The sequence below is a fragment of the Stenotrophomonas sp. 17(2023) genome, assembly GCF_030345315.1.
Lineage (GTDB): Bacteria > Pseudomonadota > Gammaproteobacteria > Xanthomonadales > Xanthomonadaceae > Stenotrophomonas > Stenotrophomonas acidaminiphila.
Genome location: NZ_CP128405.1, coordinates 1,989,364 through 2,015,422, shown reverse-complemented (window position 1 = coordinate 2,015,422; position 26,059 = coordinate 1,989,364). Strand labels below are relative to the sequence as shown.

Below are 26,059 nucleotides of genomic sequence, written 5' to 3'. Positions count from 1 at the left end.
CGGCCGCCAGTGGCGTGCCGCGGCTTCCGGCGCAGGCATCGGCGGGACCTGCTGACAGCGCCGGGTCGCGTACCGCCGCCGATGACCATGAACGACGACGGCGCCCGCGGGCGCCGTCGCATGCCGTGTCCAGCCGTGGATCAGTCGGCGCGGCCGCCGAACTCGCCGGTGGTGGTGTTGACCAGGATGCGCTCGCCGTTGGCGATGTACTCCGGGACCATGATCTCGATGCCGGTGTTGAGCTTGGCCGGCTTCGGGCGCTTGGTGGCGGTGCCGCCCTTGAGTTCCGGCGGGGTCTCGACCACTTCCAGGGTCACGTGCTGCGGCAGCTGGATCGCCACCGGCTGCTCGTCGATCACCTGCACGTAGATGCCGGTCAGGCCCTCGGTGATGTAGCCGGCGTCGTCGCCGATCACGTCCGCGTCCAGCGTGTACGGGGTGTAGTCCTCGTCGTCCAGGAACACGAACGCATCGCCGTCCATGTACGAGTAGGTGGACTGGCGGCGCAGCAGCTCGACCTCGCTCAGGTTGTCGTCGGCGTCGAAGCTGGCGTCGAGCTTGTTGCCGCCCGGCACGCTGTACATGATGAAACGGAAGCGGACGTTGCCGCCGCGGCCCTGCGGCGAGCTGCGCTCGATGTCGCGGATCTGGTAGACGCCGTTGTTGTATTCGACGACGTTGCCTTTCTTGATATCGCTGGCTTTCATGCTTGGAAAGTCGGTTGGGGTAAGGGTGGAATCGAAGCGGGCGCCTTGTGGGCGCCCGCGGGATGGATCACTTGGGCGCCAGGCGCACGGCGCCATCCAGGCGGATGGTCTCGCCGTTGAGGTAGGTGTTGCCGATGATGTGGCCGACGAGCGCGGCGAAATCATCCGGCTGGCCCAGGCGCGAGGGGAACGGGATCGAGGCGGCCAGCGACTCCTGCACGCTGGCCGGCATGCCGTCGACCATCGGCGTCCAGAACACGCCCGGGGCGATCGTCATCACGCGGATGCCGAAACGCGACAGCTCGCGCGCCATCGGCAGGGTCATGCCGACCACGCCGCCCTTGGAGGCGGAATAGGCGGCCTGGCCGATCTGGCCCTCGTAGGCGGCGACCGAGGCGGTGTTGATGATCACGCCGCGCTCGCCGTCGACGCCGGCCTCGTTGTGCTGCATCAGGTCGGCGGCGGCCTTGGCCACGTTGAAGCTGCCGACCAGGTTGACCATCACCGTGGCCTGGAAGTTGGACAGCGGCATCGGTGCCTCGCGGCCGAGCACGCGGCCGGCGCCGAGGATGCCGGCGCAGTTCATCACCACGTTCAACCCGCCCAGGAACTCGCGCGCGGCGGCCAGGTTGGCGGCCACGCCGGCCTCGTCGGTGACGTTGGTGGTGAAGTAGCGGGCATTGTCCGTGCCCAGCTCGGCGACCGCGGCGGTACCTTTTTCCTCGTTGAGGTCGAACAGGGCGACCTTGCCGCCGTTGGCGACCAGGTGCCGGGCCACGGCCAGGCCGAGGCCGGAGACACCGCCGGTGACGACGGCGCGGACGGAGGACAGCTGCATCGGGACGCTACCTGCAATGGGTTGGTCGTTGATTCTAGCCGATGCCGCCGTCCCTACAGCAGGACGGCGGCCGCTCAGTACGGGCGGGGTGCGGGGACGGACATCGGCGGGTGCGCAGGCAGGCGGAGGGTGGCGGGTACCGGCCGTTCCCGCCACAGGAACTCAAGCTGGCAGTCGTCCGCCGCGCGCCGGCACATGGCCAGGGCCTTGTCGATCGCGGCGCGCTCATCGCGCTCACCCAGCGCATGGCCGAACGCGGCGCTGCCGCTGGCGATGGCCGAGTATCCGCTGTCGGCCGACGTGCTGGCCACTTCGGTGCAGTTGCCCGAGCGCCGCGCGCAGTGGCCGATGGCGGTCTGCAGGGCAACGCTTGCCGACGGCTGGTTGTAGCCGAAGCCGTAGGCGCCGGTATCGGAGAAGGCTACGGCCGAGGCGGCCATGGCGCTGCCTGCCGGCAGCAGGGTGGCGATGAGCAGGGTGGTGCGGAGCATGCGGGAGCGTGCTTTCGTTGCGTTCATCAGGGGGGCGTCATGGCCTGCCCGGCCTTGCTGCCGTTGCCGCGGCCGAGCACGCCGGCCAGCCAGCGCCCGGTGTCGGCCAGTGCCGGCAGGTCGATGCCGGTGTCCATGCCCATGCCGTGCAGCATGTAGACCACGTCCTCGCTGGCGACGTTGCCGCTGGCGCCGCGCGCGTAGGGGCAGCCACCGGTGCCGGCCACCGCCGAATCGACCACGCGCACGCCGTCCTCCAGGCAGGCGGCGATGTTGGCCAGTGCCTGCCCGTAGGTGTCGTGGAAGTGCACCGCCAGCGCCGCCATCGGCACTTCGGCGGCCACCGCGCGCAGCATCGCGCGCGCCTTCCGCGGGGTGCCGACGCCGATGGTGTCGCCCAGCGAGATCTCGTGGCAGCCCATCGCGTGCAGCGCGCGCGCCACGCGCACCACGTCGGCCAGCGGCACCTCGCCCTGGTAAGGGCAGCCCAGCACGGTGGACACGTAACCGCGCACCGCGATGCCGTCGGCCCTGGCCCGTTCCAGTACCGGTGCGAAGCGCTGCAGCGATTCGTCGATGCCGGCATTGGTGTTGGTGCGGTTGAACTGCTCGGAGGCAGCGGTGAACACCGCCACTTCGCTGGCCCCGGCCGCGAGCGCGCGCACGTAGCCCTGTTCGTTCGGCACCAGCACCGGATAGGCGATGCCGGGGCGGCGGGCGATGCCGGCCATGACCTCGGCGGCGTCGGCCAGTTGCGCCACCCACTTGGGGCTGACGAAGCTGGTGGCCTCGATGGTGCGCAGGCCGGTGACCGAGAGGCGGTCGATCAGCGCGATCTTGTCGGCGGTGGCGACCTGCTGTTTCTCGTTCTGCAGGCCATCGCGCGGGCCGACCTCGACGATGCGGACGAAATCGCTCATCGCCGATCCCCCGCGGCCCAGCGCGGCGGACGCTTCTCGAGGAACGCCGACAGGCCCTCGCGGCCCTCGTCCGAAGCCCGCAGCGCGGCGATCAGCCCGGCGTTGGCACGGTCGAGCGCATCGCGGTCGGCCGTGCCGGCGTGCACCTCGCGCACCAGCACCTTGGCCGACGCCGCGGCGACCGGGCCGGCCTTGCCGATCAGCTCCAGCTGCCGCTGTACGGCGGCGTCGAGCGCGTCGGCGGCGACCACCTGGTGCACCAGCCCCATGCGCAATGCGTCGGCGGCGTCGAAGTGTTCGCCGGTGGCGAACCAGCGCCGCGCCTGGCGTGGGCCGATGGCGGCGAGGACATACGGCGAGATCACCGCCGGCAGCAGGCCCAGGCGGCTTTCGGTCAGGCCGAAGCGGGCGCCCTCGGCGGCGATGGCGATATCGCAGCAGGCCACCAGCCCGACGCCCCCGCCGAAGCTGGCACCGTGGACGCGGGCGATGGTCGGCTTGGGCAGTTCGTCCAGGGTGCGCATCAGCCGCGCCAGCGCCAGCGCGTCCTGGCGGTTCTCCTCCTGCGAGGCGCCGGCCATGGCGCGCATCCACTGCAGGTCGGCGCCGGCCGAGAACGAGGGGCCATGCCCGGCCAGGACCACCGCGCGTACCGCCGGGTCGGCGGCGGCCGCTTCCAGCGCCGCGGTCAGGGTGGAAATCAAGCCGGCGTCGAACGCGTTGTGCAGCTCCGGACGGTTCAGGTAGAGCGTTGCCACGGCCTTGTCGTGGCGAACGAGCAGAGCCTCGCTCATCGGATTCCATGCATGTCTTGGGTGCACGGATTGTGGCCGGACACCAAGATTGATTAAAGGGACAAAGCGGGAAAAGTCGGGATGAAATGGGACGAAAACGCCCGTCATCACTGGGTTCTAGCGGCTTTCCGCTGTGCGCGCGCCCGGACAACTCCGGTTTGCAAAATGTACCGGAAATCGACCTGACGGACACCAGAAACGCAAAACGGCCAGCGCCAGGGCTGGCCGTTCGATTGGCGTTTGAGACCCCTATCTGGCAGGAAGGTCGTCTGGCAGGTCGCACAGCGTCATCGCGTTCTCCACCAAACCCTGCAAGTGTTCAGCCAGCCCCTCCAACTGAGGGGTATCCAGGTGCTGCAGAGACGGCACCCTTGCCCTGTCCAGGGCCATCTCTACAGCATCCCACCAGCCATACCGCATTGCGATACGGGTGATTTCCCGGATCGCACGCGCTCGGGCGCCTTGATTCAATGACCGGACCACCAGCCCCCCCGCCTCCATCACCTGCACGTGCCTGCGGCACTGCCTCGGTCATGAGCCGCGCGAGTCTAGCGATCAGCTGCTGTCACCTTTGCCACCTCCTTGAGCTAAACCAACTGCCCGCCGGGCCAGTGGGATCACCTCCGCTTGGGGGAGCCCGCTGCCAAGCAGTTCGTACACGAGCATCGCGGCCTCAGCGCGCTTTGGCGCGGGAAGCACTGCGTCCGTGGCCGTCAGCACGTCCTCGACCGTCTGCAGGGCTAGCGTAAGGCGCGCCTGGTTCAAATCCTGAGACTGAACAGGGGGCGCTCCAAGATCCCGCCCGGCTTCAAGCCGGTCTGAGCCGTGCCCGGTGATAAGCCAGCTACCGCTCCAGCCTTCCTGTATCAGCGGCGCCAGCATCAATGCGTCCGGGACTCGCTCGTTCCGCTCATAGCTGGCGTAGGTCCGCTTGGCGACGCCCATGACATCGGCCATCTCTTGCTGATTGCGAGAGGCGCGAACGTGCCTCAATCGCGCGCCGAGGTCATTTCGCACTTCAAGCCCCCCAAGTGCGAAGCGAAGCGTGAAGCGGTTTAGGTCCTTTCGCAGTTTAGGCAAGCTTTTGATCCATATAGGAAATCACCCGGAAAGGCTTGTTCGTTCCTCGTTGCGTGAAGTGCGAAGCAACTTTGCGCTTGGCGAAGGGAGCAGGCGTGTCCCATATTTGCCTCATAGACACCGGCAACGAATTTCCAGAAACGTGACGGCATTAAAGGCGCCAAAAAAAAGCCAGTCCCCCGAAGGACTGGCACCCAGCCGAAGTTGTCGCCCAGCTGCGCATGAAGGGCTACTCCCTTCGTCAGTTGAGCAACATCAACGGCTACAGGAACCCGAACAGCCTGGCGAAGGCGCTGCACCAGCCGTATCCGCTGGGCATCAGCGCCTCCGACATCTGGCCGAGCCGGTACGGCGCGGACGGCAAACCCAACGGCAAACGCTGCCAGAAGGCCCTGATTCCTGCTTCTGCCAAGCCTAGCAGGCTGCGCCTTGTCCGCAATCCACAAGACGGGAGCGCGGAATGAACAGCACACCCCTCCAGCCGGCGTACCAGGCACGTTCGATCAACAGCCTGGCCCGGGCAAACGGGTGGGGATCAGCCGGTAAGTGCCCCGCGTTGGCATGCGCGAAAACCCCGGCAGTTGGGGAGCAGGTAAGGCCCGCCACAGCTCACTCCGCCTGTGGGACCCAGCCGGTCAACGATGAGGGCATCCGCGCATGGCCGAACTGGAACGGTCGGCAGGCGTCTTTGGAGCCGGTTCCTGCCTGACCGGCCGGGCACGACGCTGGGAAGCAGAGATCGGGGGGGGGGGATGGCTTCCTTGCGACGTTTGCCGGGCTTGGCGTTGGCCCCGGCGAATGAGCGTTCAAAGGCTGATCGAGGGCCGTTCAAGCCCCAGCCTGGCAGTTGGCAAACCATCTGTCCCGACTTCGCAAACCATGTGTCCGCCTACATGGATCATAGCCGAGCGCCCGGGGCAGCAAGACGCCGCGCGACGGTGCTACAATTGATAACCATTCTTATCAACCTACTCAAAGGCGCCATTCAGTGACGTTGTCAGATTTGCCGCTGCATGCACCCGCGCAGGTGGAGGCGGTGCAGGACCTGCATCCCAACGATGCGATTGCGCGGCGATTGAGGGAGCTGGGATTCGTCGATGGCGAGGACGTGCGGGTGGTCGCGCGCGGGCCGGTGGGCGGTGAGCCGCTGCTGGTGCAGATCGGCTTCACCCGCTTCGCGCTGCGGCGCAGCGAGGCCGCCCGCATCCGCATCAGGCAGGAGGAAGCGGCATGAACGCAGCGACGACCGTGTCGCGGCTGGCGCTGGTGGGCAACCCGAACAGCGGCAAGACCGCGTTGTTCAACCAGCTCACCGGCAGCCGGCAGAAGGTGGCCAACTACGCCGGCGTCACCGTCGAGCGCAAGGAAGGGCGCATGCGCGCCCCGTCCGGGCGCGAATACGCGGTGCTGGACCTGCCCGGTGCCTACAGCCTGCAACCGGCGAGCCTGGACGAGGCCATCACCCGCGACCTGTGCCGCGGCTTCTATCCGGGCGAGCCGGCGCCCGATGCGCTGGTGTGCGTGGTCGATGCCACCAACCTGCGCCTGCACCTGCGCTTCGCGCTGGAAGTTCGCGAGCTGGGCAAGCCGATGATCGTGGCACTGAACATGGTCGACGCGGCGCGCCGGCGCGGTATCGCCATCGACGTGGCGGCGCTGGAACGGGCGCTGGGCGTGCCGGTGGTTGAAACCATCGCGGTGCGTCGCAACGGCGCCAGCGAACTGGTCGCGCGGATCGACGCGATGATGCCGCAGGTGGCGTCGATGGCGCCGCCGCAGGTGGCGCCTGCCGCCGACCACCACGCCCAGGTGCGCGACATCCTCGCCGCCGCGGTGAGCATGCCCACGCGCACGGCGAAGATCGACGACGCGCTGGACCGCTGGCTGCTGCACCCGGTGGTCGGGCTGCTGACCCTGGCGGTGGTGATGTTCCTGATCTTCCAGGCGGTCTATGCCTGGGCCACGCCGTTGATGGACGGCATCGAGGCCGGCTTCGCCTGGCTTGGTGCCCTGGTCGGCTCGACCCTGCCGGAAGGGCCGCTGAGCAGCCTGCTGGTGGACGGCATCATCGCCGGCGTCGGCGGCGTGCTGGTGTTCCTGCCGCAGATCCTGATCCTGTTCTTCTTCATCCTCGCGCTCGAGGAATCCGGCTACCTGCCGCGCGCGGCGTTCCTGCTGGACCGGATGATGGCGGCGGCCGGCCTGTCCGGGCGCTCGTTCATCCCGCTGCTGTCCAGCTTCGCCTGCGCGGTGCCGGGCATCATGTCCACGCGCAGCATCCAGGATCCCCGCGACCGGCTGGCGACGATCCTGGTCGCGCCGCTGATGACCTGTTCGGCGCGGTTGCCGGTGTATGCGCTGCTGATCGGTGCCTTCATCCCGCAGAAGACCGTGTGGGGCGTGTTCAACCAGCAGGGGCTGGTGCTGTTCGGCCTGTATGCCGCCGGCATCTTCAGCGCGCTGGCGATGTCGTGGACGATGAAGAAGTTCCGCCGCGACAAGGCCGAGCACCCGCTGCTGCTGGAACTGCCGTCCTACCGCCTGCCGCACCTGCGCGACCTGGCGGTCGGGCTGTACGAGCGCGGCATGATCTTCCTCAAGCGGGTCGGCGGCATCATCCTGGCGCTGACCATCCTGCTGTGGTTCCTGTTGTCGTTCCCGGCGGCGCCGGCCGACGCCACCCTGCCGGCCATCGACTACAGCTTCGCCGGGCGCATCGGCCACGCGATGGCGGTGTTCTTCGCGCCGCTGGGCTTCAACTGGCAGATCTGCATCGCGTTGATTCCCGGGCTTGCGGCGCGCGAAGTGGCGGTGGCCTCGCTGGCCACGGTGTACGCGCTTTCGGCGGCCGACGACGATGCCGCGGCGCAGGCGCTGACCCCGCTGATCAGCGATGGCTGGTCGCTGGCCACCGCGCTGTCGCTGCTGGTCTGGTACATCTACGCGCCGATGTGCATCTCCACGCTGGCCACGATCAAGCGCGAGACCAACTCGTGGAAGCAGATGGCGTTCGCCGCCGGCTACCTGTTCGCGGCGGCGTGGCTGGCCTCGCTGGTCACCTACCAGGTCGCCGTGGCGCTGGGGGCGGGCTGATGGACCGGGGCCTGCTGCTGCAGTACGCCATCATCGCCCTGGCCGTGCTGGCCAGCGCGTGGGTGGTGCTGAAGAAGCAGTTCCCCGGTACCGTGCGCCGGCTGCGCGGGGCATTGGTGCTGTGGCTGGTGAAGCCGCAGCGCTCGCCGCGGCTGCAGGCGCTGGGGCGCCGGCTGGCGCCGCCGGCAGGCGGCGGCGATGACGGTTGTGGTGGCTGCGGCGGCTGCGGGCCGAATCCACCGCGGCAACACTGAAGCGCGCGCCGGTGGCGATGGGGCCGGCCGGGCACGACCCAGGCAGTGGCGGACGGGCAGCCCCTGGAGCCTGCGCTTGCACCGCTCAGCCTGCGCGTGACCCGAGTTCCGACGCCAGCGCCAGCCACCGTTCGCGTTGTGCCGGGGTGCTGTTGCGCACCACGCCCAGGCGGCTGACCCGCACCGGGCGGATGCCGCAGAATTCCAGGATGGTGGCGCGGACCTGGGCGATTCCGGGGTCGCGGTAGATCCAGCGGTAGTACCACGACGGTGTGTCCAGGGTGGTGATCACCCGTGCGCTGCGACCGGACAGCAGGCGATCCCACCAGAGCGAATCGTGCCGGTAGCGGAAGGCGAAGCCCGGCAGCAGCACGCGATCGAAGAAGCCCTTCAGCAACGCCGGCATTCCGCCCCACCAGGTGGGGTAGACCAGCACCAGGTGGTCACAGGCGCGGATCGCTTCGGCCGCATCCTCCAGGCCCGGTTCCAGCGGCTGGACCTGGTGGTAGCCATGGTGCAGCACCGGATCGAAGGCCAGCTCGCCCAGCGCGATCAGGCGCACCCGGTGGCCGGCAGCCCCGGCGGCGGTGGCGTAGTTGTGGGCGAGGGCGCCGCACAGGCTGTCGCGGTCGGGATGGCCCAGCAGGATCAGGATGGAGCGGGACACGGCAACCTCCGGCAAGGGAAAGGACGCGATACAGGGCACTGCCCGCGGGGCAGGGCCACGCCGGGCGGGTGCGGCTGCCCGGGTGCGGTGTGCGGTGACTGCCGCGGCGACCGTGTGCAGGGCGAAGCCGGCCCGGCGCGGTCGCGCACGCCCGGCCGCAGCGTGTGTTGTGCGGGGGAGCATGAATGGCCGGCCCTGCCGGCGTTGCGTGCCGGCCATGACGACCAGGCCGATGGTCCCGCGCCGGGGCCGGGCGGATCGGCCGGCGCCATGCGGCGCCCTGCGCAGCGCAGTGGCGGTACCTGTTCAGGCGCGGCACCGCGGCATCGGCAGGCCGCCACACGTTGTGTCCACGCTGGCACCGCGTGGTCCCGCCGCGCCGCTGGGCATCGGGCGATGGCCATCCATTGCATGAAGGGATGTTCAGCCTAGCAGCGCCGGCGCTTGCCCGGGCAGGCATGCTGCCGCTAGCCTGCGGGCATGAACCAGACTCCGCTGCGATTGCTCATATACGGCGCTTCCGGGCGCATGGGCCAGGCCCTGCTGCGGCTGGCCGCAGACGACCCTTCGCTGCAGGTGGTCGCCGCGGTGCTGCGCAAGGCGCCGGCACAGCGCGTGATCGATGGCGTGCCGCATTTCGCCGCCAGTGAAATGCCGGGCGCTCCCGAATTCGACGTGGCCATCGATTTCAGCCTGCCGGCCGGGTTCGATCCGGTGCTGGCGCTGTGCGTGGACCGTGGCACGGCGTTCGTTTCCGGTACCACCGGCATCGACGCGGCGCAGCAGGCGGCGCTGGCGGCCGCGGCGCAGCGCATCCCGCTGACCTGGGCGACCAATTTCAGCCTGGGCGTCGCGGTGCTGGCCGAGCTGGTGGAACGGGCCGCGGCGAGCCTGCCGGGCTGGGACTGCGACATCGTCGAGTCGCACCACGTGCACAAGAAGGACGCGCCGTCCGGGACTGCGCTGACGCTCGGGGAGTCGGCGCTGCACGGTGGCGCCGAGCCGCGTTACGCCAGCCTGCGCGCCGGCGACATCATCGGCGAGCACCTGGTCCAATTCACCGGGCTGGGCGAGCGCGTGGAGCTGGTGCATCGCGCCACCAACCGCGACATTTTCGCGCGCGGCGCCCTGCACGTGGCGCGGCAGCTGCATGGGCGCGCCGCCGGGCGCTATTCGGTGCGCGACCTGGTAGCGCCCGGCGCAAACTGAACAGGCGCCGCGGCGGGGCGCTGCAGGACGACGCGGCGGCGTACGCGGCGCTGGCGTCGATGGCACCCATGCCTTTACAATTCCCGCTCGCCGAATCACGTCAGCCGGACCGGTTTAACACCGCCGTCCGCGCTTTTTTGCAACCGGTTTTTGCCGTGAGCGCAGGCGTGGCTTCGGAGCCCCCTCGGTAGCCAAAGTGAGATTCCCGTGACCCAAGCCGCAATCCTCGTGCTCGAAGACGGCACCGTATTCGAGGGCGAATCCGTAGGCGCGCCCGGCCTGTCCGTGGGTGAGGTGGTGTTCAACACCGCCATGACCGGTTACCAGGAAATGCTGACCGATCCGTCCTACGCCCGGCAGATGATCACCCTGACGTACCCGCACATCGGCAACACCGGCACCACCGAACAGGACAACGAGGCGTCGCAGGTCTGGGCCGCGGGCCTGATCGTGCGTGACGTGCCGCGCCGTCCGAGCAGCTGGCGCAACCAGCTTTCGCTCCAGGACTGGCTGCAGCAGCGCGGCGTGGTCGCCATCGCCGGCATCGATACCCGCAAGCTCACCCGCATCCTGCGCGAGCGCGGCGCCCAGAACGGCGCGCTGATGGCCGGCCCCGGCCTTGACGTGGACAAGGCGCTGGAAGCGGCGCGCAAGTTCCCCGGGCTGAAGGGCATGGACCTGGCCAAGGTGGTCAGCACCGACAAGCCCTATGCCTGGCGCGAAGGCCAGCTGGACCTGGACCAGGGCCAGTTCGTCCAGGCCGAGCCGAAGTTCAAGGTCGTCGCCTACGATTTCGGGGTCAAGACCAACATCCTGCGCATGCTTGCCGAGCGCGGCTGCGATCTCACCGTGGTGCCGGCACAGACCCCGGCCGCCGAGGTGCTGGCGATGAACCCCGATGGCGTATTCCTGTCCAACGGCCCGGGCGATCCGGAACCGTGCGACTACGCGATCGACGCGATCAGGACCTTCCTCGAGAAGAAGATCCCGACCTTCGGCATCTGCCTGGGCCACCAGCTGCTGGGCCTGGCCTCGGGCGCCAACACCATGAAGATGGGCCACGGCCACCACGGCGCCAACCATCCGGTGCAGGACATCGACAGCGGCCGGGTGATGATCACTTCGCAGAACCACGGCTTCGCCATCGACGAGGCCACGCTGCCGCCCGGCCTGCGGGTCACCCATCGCTCGCTGTTCGACCAGACCATCCAGGGCGTGGAGCGCACCGATGCGCCGGCGTTCTCCTTCCAGGGCCACCCGGAAGCCTCGCCTGGCCCGCACGACGTGGCACCGCTGTTCGATCGCTTCATCGCGATGATGGCCCAGGCCAACTGATCCAGCCGCCGGACCGGCCTCCCGTTCCGGCAAGGCCGCGACGGATGCGGCCATCCAGCGCACGTCTTCACTCACTGCGGCCCGCCGCAGCCCCCATGCGAGTACTGAAATGCCAAAGCGCACCGATCTAAAAACCATCCTGATCATCGGCGCCGGCCCGATCGTCATCGGCCAGGCCTGCGAGTTCGACTACTCCGGCGCGCAGGCGTGCAAGGCACTGCGCGACGAGGGTTACCGCGTGGTGCTGGTCAACTCCAACCCGGCCACGATCATGACCGATCCGGAGATGGCCGACGCCGTCTACATCGAGCCGATCAACTGGCAGACCGTCGAGAAGATCATCGACAAGGAGCGCCCCGACGCGCTGCTGCCGACCATGGGCGGGCAGACCGCGCTGAACTGCGCGCTGGACCTGGCCGACCACGGGGTGCTGGAGAAGTACAACGTCGAGCTGATCGGCGCCAAGCGCGAGGCCATCCGCATGGCCGAGGACCGCGAGCTGTTCCGCGTGGCGATGCAGGAGATCGGCCTGGAGTGCCCGAAGGCCGCCGTCGCCCACACGCTGGAAGAGGCGCTGGAGATCCAGACCCGGGTCGGCTACCCGACCATCATCCGCCCGTCGTTCACCCTGGGCGGCAGCGGCGGCGGCATCGCCTACAACCGCGAAGAGCTGATCGAGATCGTCAACCGCGGCCTGGAACTGTCGCCGACCACCGAAGTGCTGGTCGAGGAGTCGGTGCTGGGCTGGAAGGAGTTCGAGATGGAAGTGGTCCGCGACACCGCGGACAACTGCATCATCGTCTGCTCGATCGAGAACCTGGACCCGATGGGCGTGCACACCGGTGACTCGATCACCGTGGCCCCGGCGCAGACCCTGACCGACAAGGAATACCAGCGCCTGCGCGACGCTTCGATCGCCGTGCTGCGCAAGATCGGGGTGGACACCGGCGGTTCCAACGTGCAGTTCGGCATCAGCCCGACCACCGGCCGGGTGGTGGTGATCGAGATGAACCCGCGCGTGTCGCGGTCCTCGGCGCTGGCCTCCAAGGCCACCGGCTTCCCGATCGCCAAGGTCGCCGCCAAGCTGGCCGTGGGCTACACCCTGGACGAGCTGAAGAACGAGATCACCGGCGGCCTGACCCCGGCCTCGTTCGAGCCGTCGATCGACTACGTGGTCACCAAGATCCCGCGCTTCGCCTTCGAGAAGTTCCCGGCCGCCGACGCGCGCCTGACCACGCAGATGAAGTCGGTGGGCGAGGTGATGGCGATGGGCCGCACCTTCAAGGAATCGCTGCAGAAGGCGCTGCGCGGCCTTGAGACCGGCAAGATCGGCCTGGACCCGACCGGCCTGGACCTGGGCAGCGAGGAAGACATCGCCACGCTCAAGCGCGAACTGAAGGCACCGGGGCCCGAGCGCCTGTTCTACGTGGGCGACGCCTTCCGTGCCGGCATGAGCGTTGACGATGTCTACGGCCTGTCCTGGATCGACCCGTGGTTCCTGGACCAGGTCGAGGACATCATCGCCGACGAGAAGCAGGTGCGCGCCGAGGGCATCGACGCGCTGGACGGCAAGCGCCTGCGCGCGCTCAAGCGCGCCGGCTTCTCCGACGCGCGGCTGGCGCAGCTGACCGGCACCAACGAAGCGGCGATCCGCGCCCTGCGCCGCGCGCACAAGGTGCGCCCGGTGTACAAGCGGGTGGATTCGTGCGCCGCCGAGTTCGCCACCAGCACCGCCTACCTGTATTCGACCTACGAGGACGAGTGCGAGGCCAACCCGAGCGATCGCGACAAGATCATGATCCTCGGCGGCGGCCCGAACCGCATCGGCCAGGGCATCGAGTTCGACTACTGCTGCGTGCATGCCGCGCTCGCCCTGCGCGAGGACGGCTATGAAACCATCATGGTCAACTGCAACCCGGAGACCGTCTCCACCGACTACGACACCTCCGACCGCCTGTACTTCGAGCCGCTGACGCTGGAAGACGTGCTGGAGATCGTCGAGCTGGAGCAGCCCAAGGGCGTGATCGTGCAGTACGGCGGGCAGACCCCGCTCAAGCTGGCGCGCGCGCTGGAAGCCAACGGCGTGCCGGTGATCGGCACCTCGCCGGATTCCATCGACCTGGCAGAGGACCGCGAGCGGTTCCAGAAGCTGGTGCAGGAACTGGGCCTGAAGCAGCCGCCGAACCGTACCGCGCGCACCGCCGACGAGGCGCTGGTGCTGGCCCGCGAGATCGGCTACCCGCTGGTGGTGCGCCCGAGCTACGTGCTCGGTGGCCGCGCCATGGAGATCGTCTACGGCGAATCCGACCTGGCGCGCTACGTGCGCGACGCGGTCAAGGTTTCCAACGACTCGCCGGTGCTGCTGGACCACTTCCTCGACGCGGCGGTGGAAGCGGACGTGGACATCATCTGCGACAAGGACGGCAACGTCCTGATCGGCGGCGTGATGGAGCATATCGAGGAAGCCGGCGTGCATTCGGGCGATTCTTCCTGCTCGCTGCCGCCGTACTCGCTGTCGCCGGCCACCCAGGACGAGCTGCGCCGCCAGGTGCGCGAGCTGGCCAAGGCACTGAACGTGATCGGCCTGATGAACACCCAGTTCGCGATCCAGCCCGATGCCGACGGCAACGACGTGATCTTCCTGCTGGAAGTGAACCCGCGCGCCTCGCGCACCGTGCCCTTCGTGTCCAAGGCCACCGGCGTGCCGCTGGCCAAGATCGCCGCCCGCTGCATGGCCGGCATGAGCCTGGCCGAGCAGGGCGCGACCGGCGAAGTGGTTCCGGACTACTACTCGGTGAAGGAGGCGATCTTCCCGTTCGCCAAGTTCCAGGGCGTGGACCCGATCCTGGGGCCGGAGATGCGCTCCACCGGCGAGGTGATGGGCGTGGGCCGCAGCTTCAGCGCCGCGTTCGCGCGCGCGCAGGAGGCCGGCGGCATCAAGACCCCGCCTCTGGGCAAGGCCTTCATCTCGGTGCGCGATGCCGACAAGCCGCGCGTGCTGCCGGCGGTGCAGGGCCTGGTCGAGCGCGGCTATTCGGTGGTGGCCACCCGTGGCACCGCGGCCTGGCTGCAGCAGCAGGGCATCGCCTGCGAGGTGGTCAACAAGGTGGTCGAAGGCCGCCCGCACATCGTCGACAGCATCAAGAACGGCGAGATCGTCTACATCGTCAACACGACCGAAGGCCGTGCCGCGATCAACGACTCGTTCTCGATCCGCCGTGAGGCGCTGCAGCAGCGCGTCACCTATTCGACCACGGTGGCCGGCGCCAAGGCGCTGGTGCAATCGCTGGAATTCCGTGGCACCGGCCCGGTCTGGTCGCTGCAGGAACTGCACAAGGAGTTGAACGCATGAGAGCCCCCATTACCCTCAAGGGCGCGCAGCGGCTGCGCGAGGAGCTGGATCACCTGAAGACCGAAAAGCGCCCGAAGGTGATCGCGGCGATCGCCGAGGCGCGCGAGCACGGCGACCTCAAGGAGAACGCCGAGTACCATGCCGCGCGCGAGGAGCAGGGCTTCATCGAAGGCCGCATCAAGCAGCTGGAAGGCGAGCTGTCGCATGCCGAGATCATCGACATCAGCAAGCTCAATGCCGGCAGCCGCGTGGTGTTCGGCGCGACGGTGACGCTGGCCGACGTGGAGAGCGACGAGGAGAAGCGCTACCAGATCGTCGGCGACCTGGAAGCGGACATCAAACTGGGCCTGATCGCCATCTCCTCGCCGGTGGCGCGCGCACTGATCGGCAAGAACGAGGGCGACACCGTCGCCATCGCCGCGCCTGCCGGCCAGCGCGAGTACGAGATCGTCAGCGTCGAGTACCTCGATTGAACCCGGCGGCGCGGGTCGTACCCCCCGCCATGCCTGCCGGCTGACGCACCTGCATGACCGCCGCCGCTCCGGCAGGGAGCGGTGGCCAGGGCGCCCGCCATCGGGCCGCGGCCCCGGGAGCCGGCGATGTTTGGCGGCCGATGGTTTCGCCCGTACCCTCGTCCATGCCATCCGGGCCGGCTGCGCCGCGTACCCCGGCATCCCGCCGGGGCGTTTGTTGCAGGCAACAGGACCGCAGAGCCTTCCATGACCCACGCCAAAGCCACCTTGCTGCTTCCCGCCCGCAGCCGCTTCCCGGGCGGTTCCCTGCCGGCACCGGTGGCCAGCGCGTTTGGCCGCGCCGACCGCAGTACCGGCGCCGCCGGCGAGTCGGCGCAGTTGCGCCGGCATTTCCAGGTGCAGCCCGATGACTGGTCGGCGGCCGCGTTGACCCGCGAGGTCGACGCTGGCGATGCCGCCGGCAGCCTGTGGCTGCGCGCCGACCCGGCCAACGTGATGCCGGACATGCAGGGCGCGCGGTTGATGGCCTCGGCCGAGAGCCTGCGCCTGGAGCCGGCCGATGCGGCCGCATTGCTGCCTGCGCTGCAACCGCTGTTCGCCGGGTTCGGCTTCCAGCTCGACGCGCCTTCGCCATCGCGCTGGTACCTGCGCCTGCCCGACGACACGCCGCTGCCGGCCTTCACCGCGCCCGATGCCGCGCTCGGCGACGACCTGTTCGAACACCTGCCCGAGGGCGACAACGGCCGCCAGTGGCGGGCGCTGCTGACCGAAGCCCAGGTGGTCCTGCACCAGCATCCGTGGAACCAACAACGCGTCGCCGAGGGCAGGCGCGCGGTCAATTCGCTTTGGTTCTGGGGCGCCGGCCGCCTGCCGCAGTCGGTGCGGACCGGGCATGCCCAGGTCCGCAGCCGCGATGCCCTGCTGCAGGGGCTGGCGGCCATGGCCGGCGTGCGCATCGACGGCGACCAGACGGTCGATGCACTGGTGGACCTGCGCCAGCTGCGTTCGCTGGAGCAGCTCACCCGCGATGCCATCGCGCCGCTGCTCGATGCCATCGGCCGTGGCGAACTGCGCGAACTGCAGCTCGATTTCGAGGACGGCACCTGCTACCGCATCCACCGTGGCCAGCGCTGGCGCTTCTGGAAGAAGCCGCTAGCGGCCCTGCACGATGCGTGATGCATTGAAGATCGTCCGCCGGCCCGACGGCCCGGCCGGGCAGTGGGATGCGGCCACCCTGCCGCTGCTGCGTCGCATCTATGCCGCGCGCGGCGTGTGCAGCGCCGAGCAGGCGCAACCGAAGCTGGCGCAGCTGCATGCACCGGACCTGCTCGGCGGCATGCATGCCGCGGTGCAGCTGCTGGCCGCGGCGATCGCCTCCGGCCGGCGCATCCTGGTCGTCGGCGATTTCGACTGCGACGGCGCCACCGCGTGCGCGGTCGGCGTGCGCGGGTTGCGCCTGCTAGGCGCGTGCGACGTGGTGCATGCGGTGCCCAACCGCATGGTGCACGGCTACGGCCTGTCGCCGTCGCTGGTGGCTGAACTGGCCGCGCTGCAGCCGGACCTGCTGGTGACGGTGGACCATGGCATCGCCTGCCACGCCGGCGTGGCCGCGGCCAAGGCGCTGGGCTGGCAGGTGCTGGTGACCGACCACCACCTGCCCGGCGAGCAGTTGCCGGCGGCCGACGCCATCGTCGATCCGAACCTGGATGGCGACGCGTTCCCGAGCAAGGCGCTGGCCGGTGTCGGGGTGATCTTCTACGTGCTGATGGCGTTGCGCCGGCACCTGCGCGAGGCCGGCGCGTTCGCCGATGGCAAGGGTCCGGACCTGACCCCGCTGCTGGACCTGGTGGCGGTGGGTACCGTTGCCGATCTGGTGGCGCTGGACGACAACAACCGTGCCCTGGTCGCGGCCGGCCTGCGCCGGCTGCGCGCCGGCCAGGGCTGCGTCGGCCTGCGGGCGCTGATCGAGGCCAGCGGCCGTGATCCACGGCGGTTGACCGCCAGCGATATCGGCTTCGCCCTGGGCCCGCGCCTGAACGCCGCCGGCCGGCTCGAGGACATGGCCCTGGGCATCGAACTGCTGTTGACCGAGGACCCGGCGCAGGCGCGCGAAATCGCCGCGTTGCTGGAAGAGATCAACGCCGAGCGCCGGGCGGTGCAGCAGACGATGACCGACGACGCCGAGCTGGCGGTGTCACGGGTACTGCTGGACGGCAATGGCGGGCATCCGGTCGCGGCCTGTCTGTTCGATGCGCAGTGGCATCCCGGCGTGGTCGGGCTGGTGGCCTCGAAGATGAAGGACCGCCTGCATCGCCCGGTGATCGCCTTCGCCCCGGCCGAACCGGGAGCACAGGCGCTGCGCGGGTCGGCGCGCTCGATTCCCGGTTTCCACATCCGCGACGCCCTGGCCGCGGTGGATGCGCGGCACCCCGGGCTGATCGACCGTTTCGGTGGCCATGCCATGGCCGCGGGCCTGAGCCTGCCGCTGGCACGGCTGGAGGCGTTCCGCGCCGCGTTCGAACAGCAGGTGCTGGCGACGCTGGACCCGGCGCTGCTGCAGCAGCAGCTGCTCAGCGACGGCGAACTGTCCGTGGCCGAACTGGATTTCCGCCACGCCGAGGCGCTGCGGCTGGCCGGGCCATGGGGGCAGGGGTTCCCGGAACCGCTGTTCGATGGGCACTTCGAGGTGGCGCAATGGCGCGTGCTCAAGGAACGCCACCTGAAACTGGAACTGCGCCTGCCCGGCATGGCCGGTACCCTCAATGCCATCCACTTCGGCGGCTGGAGCGGCGTCGCCCCGGGCCGCCACGTGCACCTGGCCTACCGCCTGGTCGGCGACGATTACCGCGGTGGCGGCGCGATCCAGTTGATCGTGGAGCACTGCCAGGCGGCCTAGCGGCGGCCGTCATCCGCAGCGCGGATAGTGGCCGATGCGCACTCAGCGGCGGCCATCGACCAGCGCCGGCACCGGCGGGGCAGGCGCCACGGGCCTGAGCCCGAACAGCGGCCGCAGCCAATCGACGCGCCGGATCACCGCGTAGGCGCCCAGGCACAGCGCGAAGGTCGCCACCACCAGCAGCACCGCCTCGGCCGTGGCGGGGATGTGCAGGGGCTTGAGCGCATGCGCCAGCACCACGATCACCGTCTGGTGGAGGATGTACAGCGGGAACACCGCCAGGCTCAGGTAGCGCAGCAGCGGACTGTCGACGTCGCGCCAGCGGTAGGCGAAGCCGAGCAGGGCGGCGATGGCGCACCACTGGTCCAGCGCCCAGGCCGCGCGCAGCCATTGGCGCAGCGCTTCGGGTACCGGATGGGTTTCGTCATGGCCGGCGAAGTACCAGGTATGGACCAGCAGCGCATAACTGGCGGCCGCCAGCAGCAGCGCCGGCCAGCGCAGGCGCTGCAGGGACAGCCAGAAGCCTTCGTTGAAGGCCACCAGGAAGCCGATCAGGAACACGCTCGCGTACTGCGCGTGGTTGTACCAGTCGTCCACCAGGGCGTGGGTCTGCTCGAAGCGCGCGGCCAGCAGTAGGCGTGCCGCCGCCAGCAGCAGCACCGGCAGCAGCAGCGCGCCCCAGCCCTGCAGCAGGCGGGCGGTGCCGTCGCGCAGCGCCGCCAGGGCCGGTGCCGGCAGCAGCCACAGCAGCCAGGCCAGCAGCGTGTAGCACCACAGGTAGGGCAGGAACCACAGGTGGTTCCAGGTCGGCAGGACCAGACACTTGCCGTCGCTGCCGCAGAAGCCCTGGTAGGCGCCCAGGTATTTGCCATAGAAATCCAGCGCGCCGCCGGAATAGCCGCCGGGCAGCTGTTCGACCACCTGCAGGTAGGCCTGCGGCGGCACGATCACCAGCATGCCGAACAGCAGCGGCAGCAGCAGCTGGCGCGAGCGCCGTCGCACGAAGCCCGCGGCGCTGCCGCGCAGCATGAAGGCGGTGGCCACGCCGGAGACCAGGAACAGCAGTGACATCCGCCAGGGGCTGGTGAGCAGCATGAACGGTTCCGGCGTGGTGCTGGCCGCGGGGCTTTTCACGTGCCAGCCCCAGCTCACGTAGTACATGCCCACGTGGTAGAGCACCAGCAGGCAGAAGGCGAAGACGCGGACCCGGTCCAGGTCGTGGCGGCGTTGCATCGTGGTTGCATCCGGTCGTGTCGGGAAGGGCGCCAGCCTTGCCGCGCCGGGCCCGCCGGGCCACTGCGAGGGGACGGCCGGGGGGCGCGCAGGGACGAATGGTGGGCGCACGGGGACCGCCGGGACGGTGCCAGCGGCTAGAATGCGGCCGATGCGAGATGCCGGACCGATGCCATACGAACGCTATCTGCCGTGGAGGCGCTGGGTCGAGATCGGCTTCTGGTTGGTGATGATCGGCGGCAACTGCGTGGCCAACAGCGTGGTCACGCTGATGGACCTGCGCCGCCGCGGTTCGGATATCCCGGCATGGGAGCCGGCGCTGTGGGAAGCGAGCAGCGCGCTGATGTGGCTGCTGCTGATCCTGCCGGGCATGGCGTGGTTCACCCGCCGCCATCCGTTCCAGTGGAGCGGGTGGGCACGCCAGGGGCTGCGCTATTTCGCCGCCAGCCTGGTGGTCTGCGCGGTGCACGTGCTGGGCATGGTCGCGCTGCGCGCGTCCGTGTACGCCGGCGTCGGCATGGACTACGACTTCGGCCCCTGGGCGCGCGGGCTGTTCTACGAGTACCTGAAGGACATCCGCAGCTTCGCCTACATCGTGTTGACCATGGAGGCCTATCGCGCCCTGCTGCGGCGCTGGCAGGGCGAGGCCAGCCTGCTGTCCGAGCCGGACGAAGGCCCGGCGCTGGAGCCGGTCGAGCGCCCGGAGCGTTTCCTGGTGCGCAAGCTCGGCCGCGAGTTCCTGGTCGCCGCCGGCGACATCGAATGGCTGCAGGCCGCCGGCAACTACGTCAACCTGCGGGTGCGCGGCCATGACTACCCGCTGCGCAGCACCATCGCCGGGATCGAGGCCCGGCTGGATCCGGACCGCTTCGTGCGCATCCACCGCAGCTACATGGTCCACCTGGCGCAGGTGGTATCGATCGAACCGCTGGACAGCGGTGATGCACGCGTGCACCTGCGCGACGGCACGGTGCTGCCGTGCAGCCGCCGCTACCGCGCCGCGCTGCGCGCGCGTGGCGGCATGGAGTAGGCCGGCCGCGCGCGGCGGCCGGCCCGGTTCCGGGCGGCGGCGACGACGCAGGCCGGCGGTTGCCCACCGGCCTGCGCGGAGCTGCCGCCGGTGGCTTACCTGCGGCGGACCAGCAGCCGGTAGGTGCCCGCCGCATACGGGTCGAAGCTGTGCGCCATCAGTATGTACCGGCCGGCATCCAGCTCGATCTCCAGCTGCGGATCCAGGCTGGTGTCGCTGTCGTCCTGCGAGGCGACTTCCTCGCCGTCGCGCATCAGGGTGATCATGCCGTCCAGGCCGTTGCTGCCGGTCATGCTGATGACGTAGTGGCCCTTGCGCGGGACCTCGAGCGTGTACAGGCTGCGCGAGCCGGCGATCAGCTGGCCGCTGGTCTCGCGGCCGGGAACGAGCACCGGGCGGGTCGGGCCGTCCGGCGCCGGCGCGGTGCTGGTGGCCAGCTGGAAGATGCCGCCGCGGCCGTTCACCGAGCGCACCGAGACGTTGTACTCGCCCGGGTCCAGCACCTGCGACAGGCGCGCGTTGACCGCGCCGCCGCCATCATCGTCGGTGAGCGTGAAGTCGGCGCCCTGCAGGGTCAGGAACGGATCGATGTCGCCGCTGCTGGCATCGAACTGCACGCGGCGGCGCTCCGGCAGGGAAAACACGAAACTGCGGGTCTGGTCGGCGCCGACGAAGCTGCTGGCCAGGCCTTCCAGCGGCAGCGCGCTGCCGTCCTCGAACACCAGGCCTTCCGGGAAATCGGCCCGTTCCACGCCCAGGTAGAACGCGCCACCGTTGCGCGAGAAGGCGCTGGCGGTGAGCGTGTAGCGTCCCGGCTGCAGCGGCGCCACCAGCCGCGAGTCGGTGCCGTTGCCGCCATCGTCGTCTTCCAGCGTCACGCCGTTGCCACTGAGTTCCAGCCGGGTATCGAACGCGTCCGACTCCAGCGAGACGGTGTACAGGCCGGGCGCGTCGACCTGCAGCGTGTAGGTCTGGCGCTCGCCGACCAGCCAGTCGGTGATGCGCTGGCCGGCCGCCAGCGGCTTGCCGTCATAGGCGACGATCGGCGTGGCGGTGAGGTGGAACGGGCCGAAGGCGCGGGCATCGGCGCCGCTGACCGCGATCAGGTACGGGCCGGCCTTGTCGGCGCGCACGCTGAGCTGGGCGCCTTCGCCGCAGCCGCATTCGGTGCGGCCGACCAGCATGTCGCGGTGGAACACCGCCAGCGTGCCGTTGAGCGGGCCGTCCAGCTTCAGCGATACCGCCTGGCCGGCCGCCAGTTGCAGGCTGAACAGCTGGCTGCGGCTGCCATCGCTGTAGTTGAGCGCGGTGGCGGAGGTGATTTCACCCGCGGCTTCGCCGTTGCTCGGGAGCGGGCGGATGGTGGGGGCGGCATGCACGGGGGCGTTCAGGCCGGCGGCGATGGCGAGGGTCAGCAATCCAGCTGCGAGTCGCTTCACGTTGGTTTTCCTTGGTCTGTTGCAGGGGGACGGCCACGGCCGGATGCGGCGTGCGCGAACCGACGGTACGTGTGGCCGGTGGGAAGCGTCCCGGTGGCAGGCGGGGCCCGCCACCGGGGGCATGCTTCAGTTAGCTGCCGCCGCCTCGGTTGCCGCCTCGGCGGCATCCTTGCGGTTGCTGTTGGCCGGCGTGGCGGGTTCATCCCCCAGGTCGGTGGTTTCCAGCTCGAACACGCCCTGCTGGCTGCCGAAGCTGGAGACAGTCACGGTATAGCGGCCCGGACCCAGCTGCAGCACCAGCCGCGCGTTGGTGCCGTTGCCGCCGTCATCGTCCTCGGCATCGATACCGGGACCGCTGATGCGCAGCACCGAATCGAAGTTGTCGGCGATGGCATCGAACTGCAGGTGGCGCGCGGCGTCCAGGTCGAGCACGAAGCTGCGGCGCCCGCGCGAATCGACCATGCCCTGCGCGGTCCGGCCGATCACCAGCGCACTGCCGTCGCGGATGATCAGGTCCTTGTCGACCGGGGTCAGCGCGACCTTGAGCTTGAACGCGCCGGTGCTGCCGTTCAGCGACGAGGTACCGATGGTGTAGTCGCCCGGCTCCAGGTAGGCACGGATGCGGGCATTGAGGTTGCCGCCGCCGTCGTCGTCCTCGATGTCGATGCCGTGGCCGCTCAGGTGCAGGTACGCATCCAGCGCCCCCGATTCCATGGCGATGGTGTAGATGCCGGCCTTGTCGACCTTGAGGGTGTAGTCCTGCTTGTCGCCCATGAGCCAGTCGATGGCTTCGCTGCCCGCGCCCAGCGGCTTGCCATCGTAGGGAGTGACCTGGCTGCTCTTGAGCTTGAACGGGCCGAACGCGTCCGCGCCGGCGCTGTTCACCGCCACCAGGTAGGTACCATCCTTCGGTGCCTTGAACGCCAGGCTGACCTCGCTGGTGCCGGCCTCGCCCTCGTAGCCGCGCGACGACGCGCTGGCCAGCAGGCTCTGGCCGTCGAACACCGACAGCTGGCCATCGAGCGCGCCGCCCAGCTCCAGTGCCACGGCCTGGCCGCTCTTCAGTGTCACCCTGTAGCCCTGGTGGCGGCTGCCGTCGTTGTAGTTCAGGCGGCTGGAGGAGGTGATTTCACCGGAGACGCTGTCGCCGACGGCCAGGCTGGGGGCAGTGTCGCCATCGCCGCCGCCACCGCTGCCGAGCTTCTGGCAGGCGGCCAGGGCCAGGGTGAGGGAAAGGGCTGCGAACAGGCGGGTGGGGCGTGTATTCAAGCGAGAGTCCTTGATCGGTTGAAAGGGCCGCGCCGCGACGCGGCTGGCCGGGATTCTACCGGCAAGCGCGGGGCTTCCCCATCCACCCGCCCCCGCGTGCGGCATCGCCGACGGCGCCGGTGCGCGATGCTAGAATTGCCGGCTTGTCTGCACCTGCATGGACCGACCATGATCGAACTGAATCCGATCCGCCAGCGAATCACCGATCTGACCGATCGCGTGGTCTCGCTCAGGGGGTATCTTTGACTACGACGCCAAGAAAGAGCGTCTTGAGGAAGTAACCCGGGAGCTGGAAAGCCCCGACGTCTGGAACAACGCCGAATACGCGCAGAACCTGGGCCGCGAACGCGCCAGCCTGGAGAAGACCGTGCTCGGCATCGCCCGCGTGCTCGACGGCATGGCCGAGTGCGGCGAACTGCTGGACCTGGCCGAGAGCGAGCAGGACGAGGACACCGCGTTGGCGGTGGTCGCGGACCTGGACACGTACCAGGCGCAGATCGAGAAGCTGGAGTTCCAGCGCATGTTCTCCGGCCAGATGGATTCGGCCAACGCCTTCGTCGACATCCAGGCCGGTGCCGGCGGCACCGAGGCCCAGGACTGGGCCGAGATCCTGCTGCGCATGTACCTGCGCTGGGCCGAGAGCCGCGGCTGGAAGACCGAACTGCTGGAAGTCTCCGGCGGCGAAGTGGCCGGCATCAAGTCGGCGACGTTCCGCGTGGAGGGCGATTTCGCCTACGGCTGGCTGAAGACCGAGATCGGCGTGCACCGCCTGGTGCGCAAGAGCCCGTTCGACTCGGACAACCGTCGTCACACCAGCTTCACCTCGGTGTTCGTGTCGCCGGAAGTGGATGACAACATCGACATCCAGATCAACCCGGCCGACCTGAAGACCGACGTGTACCGCTCCTCGGGCGCCGGTGGCCAGCACGTCAACAAGACCGAGTCGGCCGTGCGCATCACCCACGTCCCCAGCGGCGTGGTGGTCGCCTGCCAGACCGAGCGCAGCCAGCACGCCAACCGCGACCGTGCGATGAAGATGCTGGCCGCCAAGCTGTACGAGCTGGAGATCCAGAAGCGCAACGCCGAGAAGGACGCGGTGGAGGCCACCAAGTCCGACATCGGCTGGGGCAGCCAGATCCGCAACTACGTGCTGGACCAGAGCCGCATCAAGGACCTGCGCACCGGCATCGAGCGCAGCGACACCCAGAAGGTGCTCGACGGCGACCTGGACGAGTTCGTCGAGGCCAGCCTCAAGTCCGGCCTGGAAGCCGGCTCCAAGCGCATCGACGCGTAACCCGCGCGGCCGCGATGGCGGCCGCGCATTCGCCTTGCCGCCCGTCCATCGGCATGATGGACGGGCCTGTTTCCTCCCCCGCAACCACCAAGCCAACGCCATGAACGACCAGACCCCCGCGCCGCAGCCCCCCGTCGACGAGAACAGCCTCATCGCCGAGCGCCGCGCGAAACTCACGGCGTTGCGCGGGCAGGGGATCGCCTACCCGAACGACTTCCGCCGCGAACACTTCGCCGGCGCGCTGCAGGCCGAGTTCGCCGATGCCGGCACCTGGACCGCCGAGGCGCTGGAAGCCTCCGGCCGTACCGTGAAGATGGCCGGCCGGCTGATGGCCAAGCGGATCATGGGCAAGGCCAGCTTCGCCCAGATCCAGGACGAATCCGGCCGCATCCAGCTGTTCCTGCAGGCCACCGCGCTGGACGAGGCCTATGCCGCGTTCAAGGGCTGGGACGTGGGCGACATCATCGCGGTCGAGGGCGGCCTGACCCGCACCAAGACCGGCGAACTGTCGGTCAAGGCGACCGCGCTGCGGCTGCTGACCAAGTCGCTGCGCCCGCTGCCGGACAAGTGGCATGGCCTGGCCGACGTCGAGCAGCGCTACCGCCAGCGCTACGTGGACCTGATCGTGACCCCCGAGTCGCGCGAGGTGTTCATCAAGCGCTCCAGGATCATCCGCGCCATGCGCGCCTGGCTGGACGCACGCGACTTCCTCGAAGTCGAGACGCCGATGATGCATTACATACCCGGTGGTGCCACCGCCAAGCCGTTCACCACCCACCACAACGCGCTGGACCTGGACCTGTACCTGCGCGTGGCCCCGGAGCTGTACCTCAAGCGCCTGGTGGTCGGCGGCCTGGAGCGGGTGTACGAGATCAACCGCAACTTCCGCAACGAGGGCGTGAGTACCCGCCACAACCCGGAATTCACCATGATGGAGCTGTACGAGGCCTACGCCACGTACAACGAAGTGATGGACCTCACCGAGGGCGTGATCCGCGATGTCGCCCGGCAGGTGCTGGGTACCACCACGGTGGAGTGGGACGGCGCGAGCATCGACCTGGCCCCGGCCTTCCGCCGCTGGCGCATGGACGAGGCGGTCCGCCACCACAATCCGGAAATCAGCGTCGCCGACTGCACCGACCGCGACGCCCTGCTGCGCCATTGCGAGCGGCTGAAGATCAAGGTCAAGCCGTCCTGGGGCTGGGGCAAGCTGCTGCTGGAAATCTTCGAAGCCACGGTCGAGTCCACCCTGGTGCAGCCGACCTTCATCACCGACCACCCGGTCGAGGTGTCGCCGCTGGCCCGTGCCAGCGACAGCGAGCCGGGCTATACCGACCGCTTCGAACTGTTCATCAACGGCAAGGAGATCGCCAACGGCTTCTCCGAACTGAACGACCCCGAGGACCAGGCCGCGCGTTTCCAGGCGCAGGTGGAGGCCAAGCAGGGCGGCGACGACGAGGCCATGCACTACGACTCGGACTACATCCGCGCCCTGGAATACGGCATGGCCCCGACCGGCGGCCTGGGCATCGGCATCGACCGGCTGGTGATGATGCTGACCGGCCGCGCCTCGATCCGCGACGTGCTGCTGTTCCCCTACATGCGTCCCGAGAACTGAGCGCGGGCATGTCCGCCCGCTGCCGTGCGCCGGCGTCCGGGCACCCCCGGGGCGCCGGCGTATTGCA

The 26,059-nt window shown here is 69.2% G+C and carries 23 protein-coding genes; 13 read left to right on the top strand and 10 right to left on the bottom strand.

Features of this window, described 5'->3' with window-relative positions; genetic code table 11:
- Nucleotides 1-140: 140 nt before the first annotated feature.
- From yeiP to QQA12_RS09060, 6 genes are all read right to left on the bottom strand, one after another.
- Nucleotides 141-707: an elongation factor P-like protein YeiP gene (gene yeiP, locus QQA12_RS09085; protein WP_054666021.1), complete on the bottom strand. Its 567-nt coding sequence runs from the start codon at nucleotides 705-707 to the stop codon at nucleotides 141-143.
- A gap of 67 nt (nucleotides 708-774) precedes the next feature.
- Nucleotides 775-1,545: an SDR family NAD(P)-dependent oxidoreductase gene (locus QQA12_RS09080; RefSeq protein ID WP_226049120.1), complete on the bottom strand. Its 771-nt coding sequence runs from the start codon at nucleotides 1,543-1,545 to the stop codon at nucleotides 775-777.
- Nucleotides 1,546-1,619: 74 nt separating this feature from the next.
- A complete protein-coding gene (locus QQA12_RS09075; protein ID WP_226049119.1) occupies nucleotides 1,620-2,036 on the bottom strand; it encodes a DUF4189 domain-containing protein in 417 nt (138 codons plus the stop codon).
- 26 nt (nucleotides 2,037-2,062) lie between these two features.
- Entirely contained in the window at nucleotides 2,063-2,956 is an 894-nt protein-coding gene (locus QQA12_RS09070) for a hydroxymethylglutaryl-CoA lyase (protein ID WP_226049118.1), read from the bottom strand.
- Nucleotides 2,953-3,750, bottom strand: coding sequence for an enoyl-CoA hydratase-related protein (locus QQA12_RS09065; RefSeq protein WP_226049117.1), 798 nt, complete (start codon nucleotides 3,748-3,750; stop codon nucleotides 2,953-2,955). Before QQA12_RS09065 ends, QQA12_RS09070 begins: the two co-directional genes overlap by 4 nt.
- A 555-nt stretch (nucleotides 3,751-4,305) precedes the next feature.
- Nucleotides 4,306-4,707, bottom strand: a complete 402-nt coding sequence (locus tag QQA12_RS09060; protein ID WP_233324829.1) for a hypothetical protein — start codon at nucleotides 4,705-4,707, stop codon at nucleotides 4,306-4,308.
- A 344-nt stretch (nucleotides 4,708-5,051) separates the two neighbouring features.
- On the opposite strand from QQA12_RS09060, the gene QQA12_RS09055 reads away from it, so the two are divergent.
- The 4 genes from QQA12_RS09055 to QQA12_RS09040 all read left to right on the top strand — a co-directional run bounded on the left by QQA12_RS09055 (nucleotide 5,052) and on the right by QQA12_RS09040 (nucleotide 8,177).
- Nucleotides 5,052-5,294 carry a helix-turn-helix domain-containing protein gene (locus QQA12_RS09055; protein WP_233324828.1) on the top strand — a complete coding sequence of 81 codons (243 nt, stop codon included), beginning with the start codon at nucleotides 5,052-5,054 and terminating at the stop codon, nucleotides 5,292-5,294.
- Nucleotides 5,295-5,818: 524 nt separating this feature from the next.
- Nucleotides 5,819-6,064: a FeoA family protein gene (locus QQA12_RS09050; RefSeq protein ID WP_054666005.1), complete on the top strand. Its 246-nt coding sequence runs from the start codon at nucleotides 5,819-5,821 to the stop codon at nucleotides 6,062-6,064.
- The gene (locus QQA12_RS09045; protein WP_054666003.1) at nucleotides 6,061-7,923 is read left to right on the top strand and encodes a ferrous iron transporter B; all 1,863 of its coding nucleotides are present in this window, start codon (nucleotides 6,061-6,063) and stop codon (nucleotides 7,921-7,923) included. Before QQA12_RS09050 ends, QQA12_RS09045 begins: the two co-directional genes overlap by 4 nt.
- Nucleotides 7,923-8,177, top strand: a complete 255-nt coding sequence (locus tag QQA12_RS09040) for a DUF6587 family protein (protein ID WP_056930846.1) — start codon at nucleotides 7,923-7,925, stop codon at nucleotides 8,175-8,177. The genes QQA12_RS09045 and QQA12_RS09040 overlap by 1 nt, the downstream gene beginning before the upstream one ends.
- 85 nt (nucleotides 8,178-8,262) lie before the next feature.
- Here the strand turns inward: QQA12_RS09040 and QQA12_RS09035 are convergent, their stop codons facing one another.
- Nucleotides 8,263-8,844, bottom strand: a complete 582-nt coding sequence (locus QQA12_RS09035; RefSeq protein ID WP_226049115.1) for an NAD(P)H-dependent oxidoreductase — start codon at nucleotides 8,842-8,844, stop codon at nucleotides 8,263-8,265.
- A gap of 480 nt (nucleotides 8,845-9,324) precedes the next feature.
- Between QQA12_RS09035 and dapB the strand changes: the two genes are divergently transcribed.
- The 6 genes from dapB to recJ all read left to right on the top strand — a co-directional run bounded on the left by dapB (nucleotide 9,325) and on the right by recJ (nucleotide 18,109).
- Nucleotides 9,325-10,053 (top strand): 4-hydroxy-tetrahydrodipicolinate reductase, encoded by a 729-nt coding sequence (dapB, locus tag QQA12_RS09030; protein WP_226049114.1) that lies wholly within the window; start codon nucleotides 9,325-9,327, stop codon nucleotides 10,051-10,053.
- 207 nt (nucleotides 10,054-10,260) lie between these two features.
- Nucleotides 10,261-11,388 (top strand): glutamine-hydrolyzing carbamoyl-phosphate synthase small subunit, encoded by a 1,128-nt coding sequence (gene carA / locus QQA12_RS09025; RefSeq protein WP_226049113.1) that lies wholly within the window; start codon nucleotides 10,261-10,263, stop codon nucleotides 11,386-11,388.
- A 109-nt stretch (nucleotides 11,389-11,497) separates the two neighbouring features.
- On the top strand, nucleotides 11,498-14,740 hold the full coding sequence (carB, locus tag QQA12_RS09020) for a carbamoyl-phosphate synthase large subunit (RefSeq protein ID WP_226049112.1): 3,243 nt from the start codon (nucleotides 11,498-11,500) through the stop codon (nucleotides 14,738-14,740).
- The gene (gene greA, locus QQA12_RS09015; protein WP_054665989.1) at nucleotides 14,737-15,213 is read left to right on the top strand and encodes a transcription elongation factor GreA; all 477 of its coding nucleotides are present in this window, start codon (nucleotides 14,737-14,739) and stop codon (nucleotides 15,211-15,213) included. Before carB ends, greA begins: the two co-directional genes overlap by 4 nt.
- A 246-nt stretch (nucleotides 15,214-15,459) precedes the next feature.
- Nucleotides 15,460-16,389, top strand: coding sequence for a phosphoglycerate mutase (locus QQA12_RS09010; RefSeq protein WP_226049111.1), 930 nt, complete (start codon nucleotides 15,460-15,462; stop codon nucleotides 16,387-16,389).
- Nucleotides 16,382-18,109, top strand: coding sequence for a single-stranded-DNA-specific exonuclease RecJ (gene recJ / locus QQA12_RS09005; RefSeq protein ID WP_226049110.1), 1,728 nt, complete (start codon nucleotides 16,382-16,384; stop codon nucleotides 18,107-18,109). Before QQA12_RS09010 ends, recJ begins: the two co-directional genes overlap by 8 nt.
- A 42-nt stretch (nucleotides 18,110-18,151) precedes the next feature.
- Here recJ and QQA12_RS09000 read toward each other — a convergent pair whose 3' ends face one another.
- Nucleotides 18,152-19,342, bottom strand: coding sequence for an acyltransferase (locus tag QQA12_RS09000; protein WP_226049109.1), 1,191 nt, complete (start codon nucleotides 19,340-19,342; stop codon nucleotides 18,152-18,154).
- 169 nt (nucleotides 19,343-19,511) lie between these two features.
- On the opposite strand from QQA12_RS09000, the gene QQA12_RS08995 reads away from it, so the two are divergent.
- Complete coding sequence (locus tag QQA12_RS08995) at nucleotides 19,512-20,372, top strand: LytTR family DNA-binding domain-containing protein (protein ID WP_226049108.1); 861 nt, start codon at nucleotides 19,512-19,514, stop codon at nucleotides 20,370-20,372.
- A 95-nt stretch (nucleotides 20,373-20,467) separates the two neighbouring features.
- Here the strand turns inward: QQA12_RS08995 and QQA12_RS08990 are convergent, their stop codons facing one another.
- Together QQA12_RS08990 and QQA12_RS08985 are read right to left on the bottom strand one after the other, a co-directional pair.
- Entirely contained in the window at nucleotides 20,468-21,811 is a 1,344-nt protein-coding gene (locus QQA12_RS08990; protein WP_226049107.1) for an ABC transporter substrate-binding protein, read from the bottom strand.
- Between the two features lie 126 nt (nucleotides 21,812-21,937).
- Entirely contained in the window at nucleotides 21,938-23,080 is a 1,143-nt protein-coding gene (locus tag QQA12_RS08985; protein WP_226049106.1) for a PPC domain-containing protein, read from the bottom strand.
- A 168-nt stretch (nucleotides 23,081-23,248) separates the two neighbouring features.
- Here QQA12_RS08985 and prfB point away from each other — a divergent pair.
- Both prfB and lysS read left to right on the top strand, forming a co-directional pair.
- A protein-coding gene (gene prfB, locus QQA12_RS08980; RefSeq protein WP_152984963.1) for a peptide chain release factor 2 occupies nucleotides 23,249-24,374 on the top strand; the annotation gives its coding sequence in 2 pieces (ribosomal slippage) (nucleotides 23,249-23,323 and nucleotides 23,325-24,374; 1,125 coding nt in all).
- 100 nt (nucleotides 24,375-24,474) lie between these two features.
- Nucleotides 24,475-25,992 carry a lysine--tRNA ligase gene (gene lysS, locus QQA12_RS08975; protein WP_226049105.1) on the top strand — a complete coding sequence of 506 codons (1,518 nt, stop codon included), beginning with the start codon at nucleotides 24,475-24,477 and terminating at the stop codon, nucleotides 25,990-25,992.
- Nucleotides 25,993-26,059: the final 67 nt, after the last annotated feature.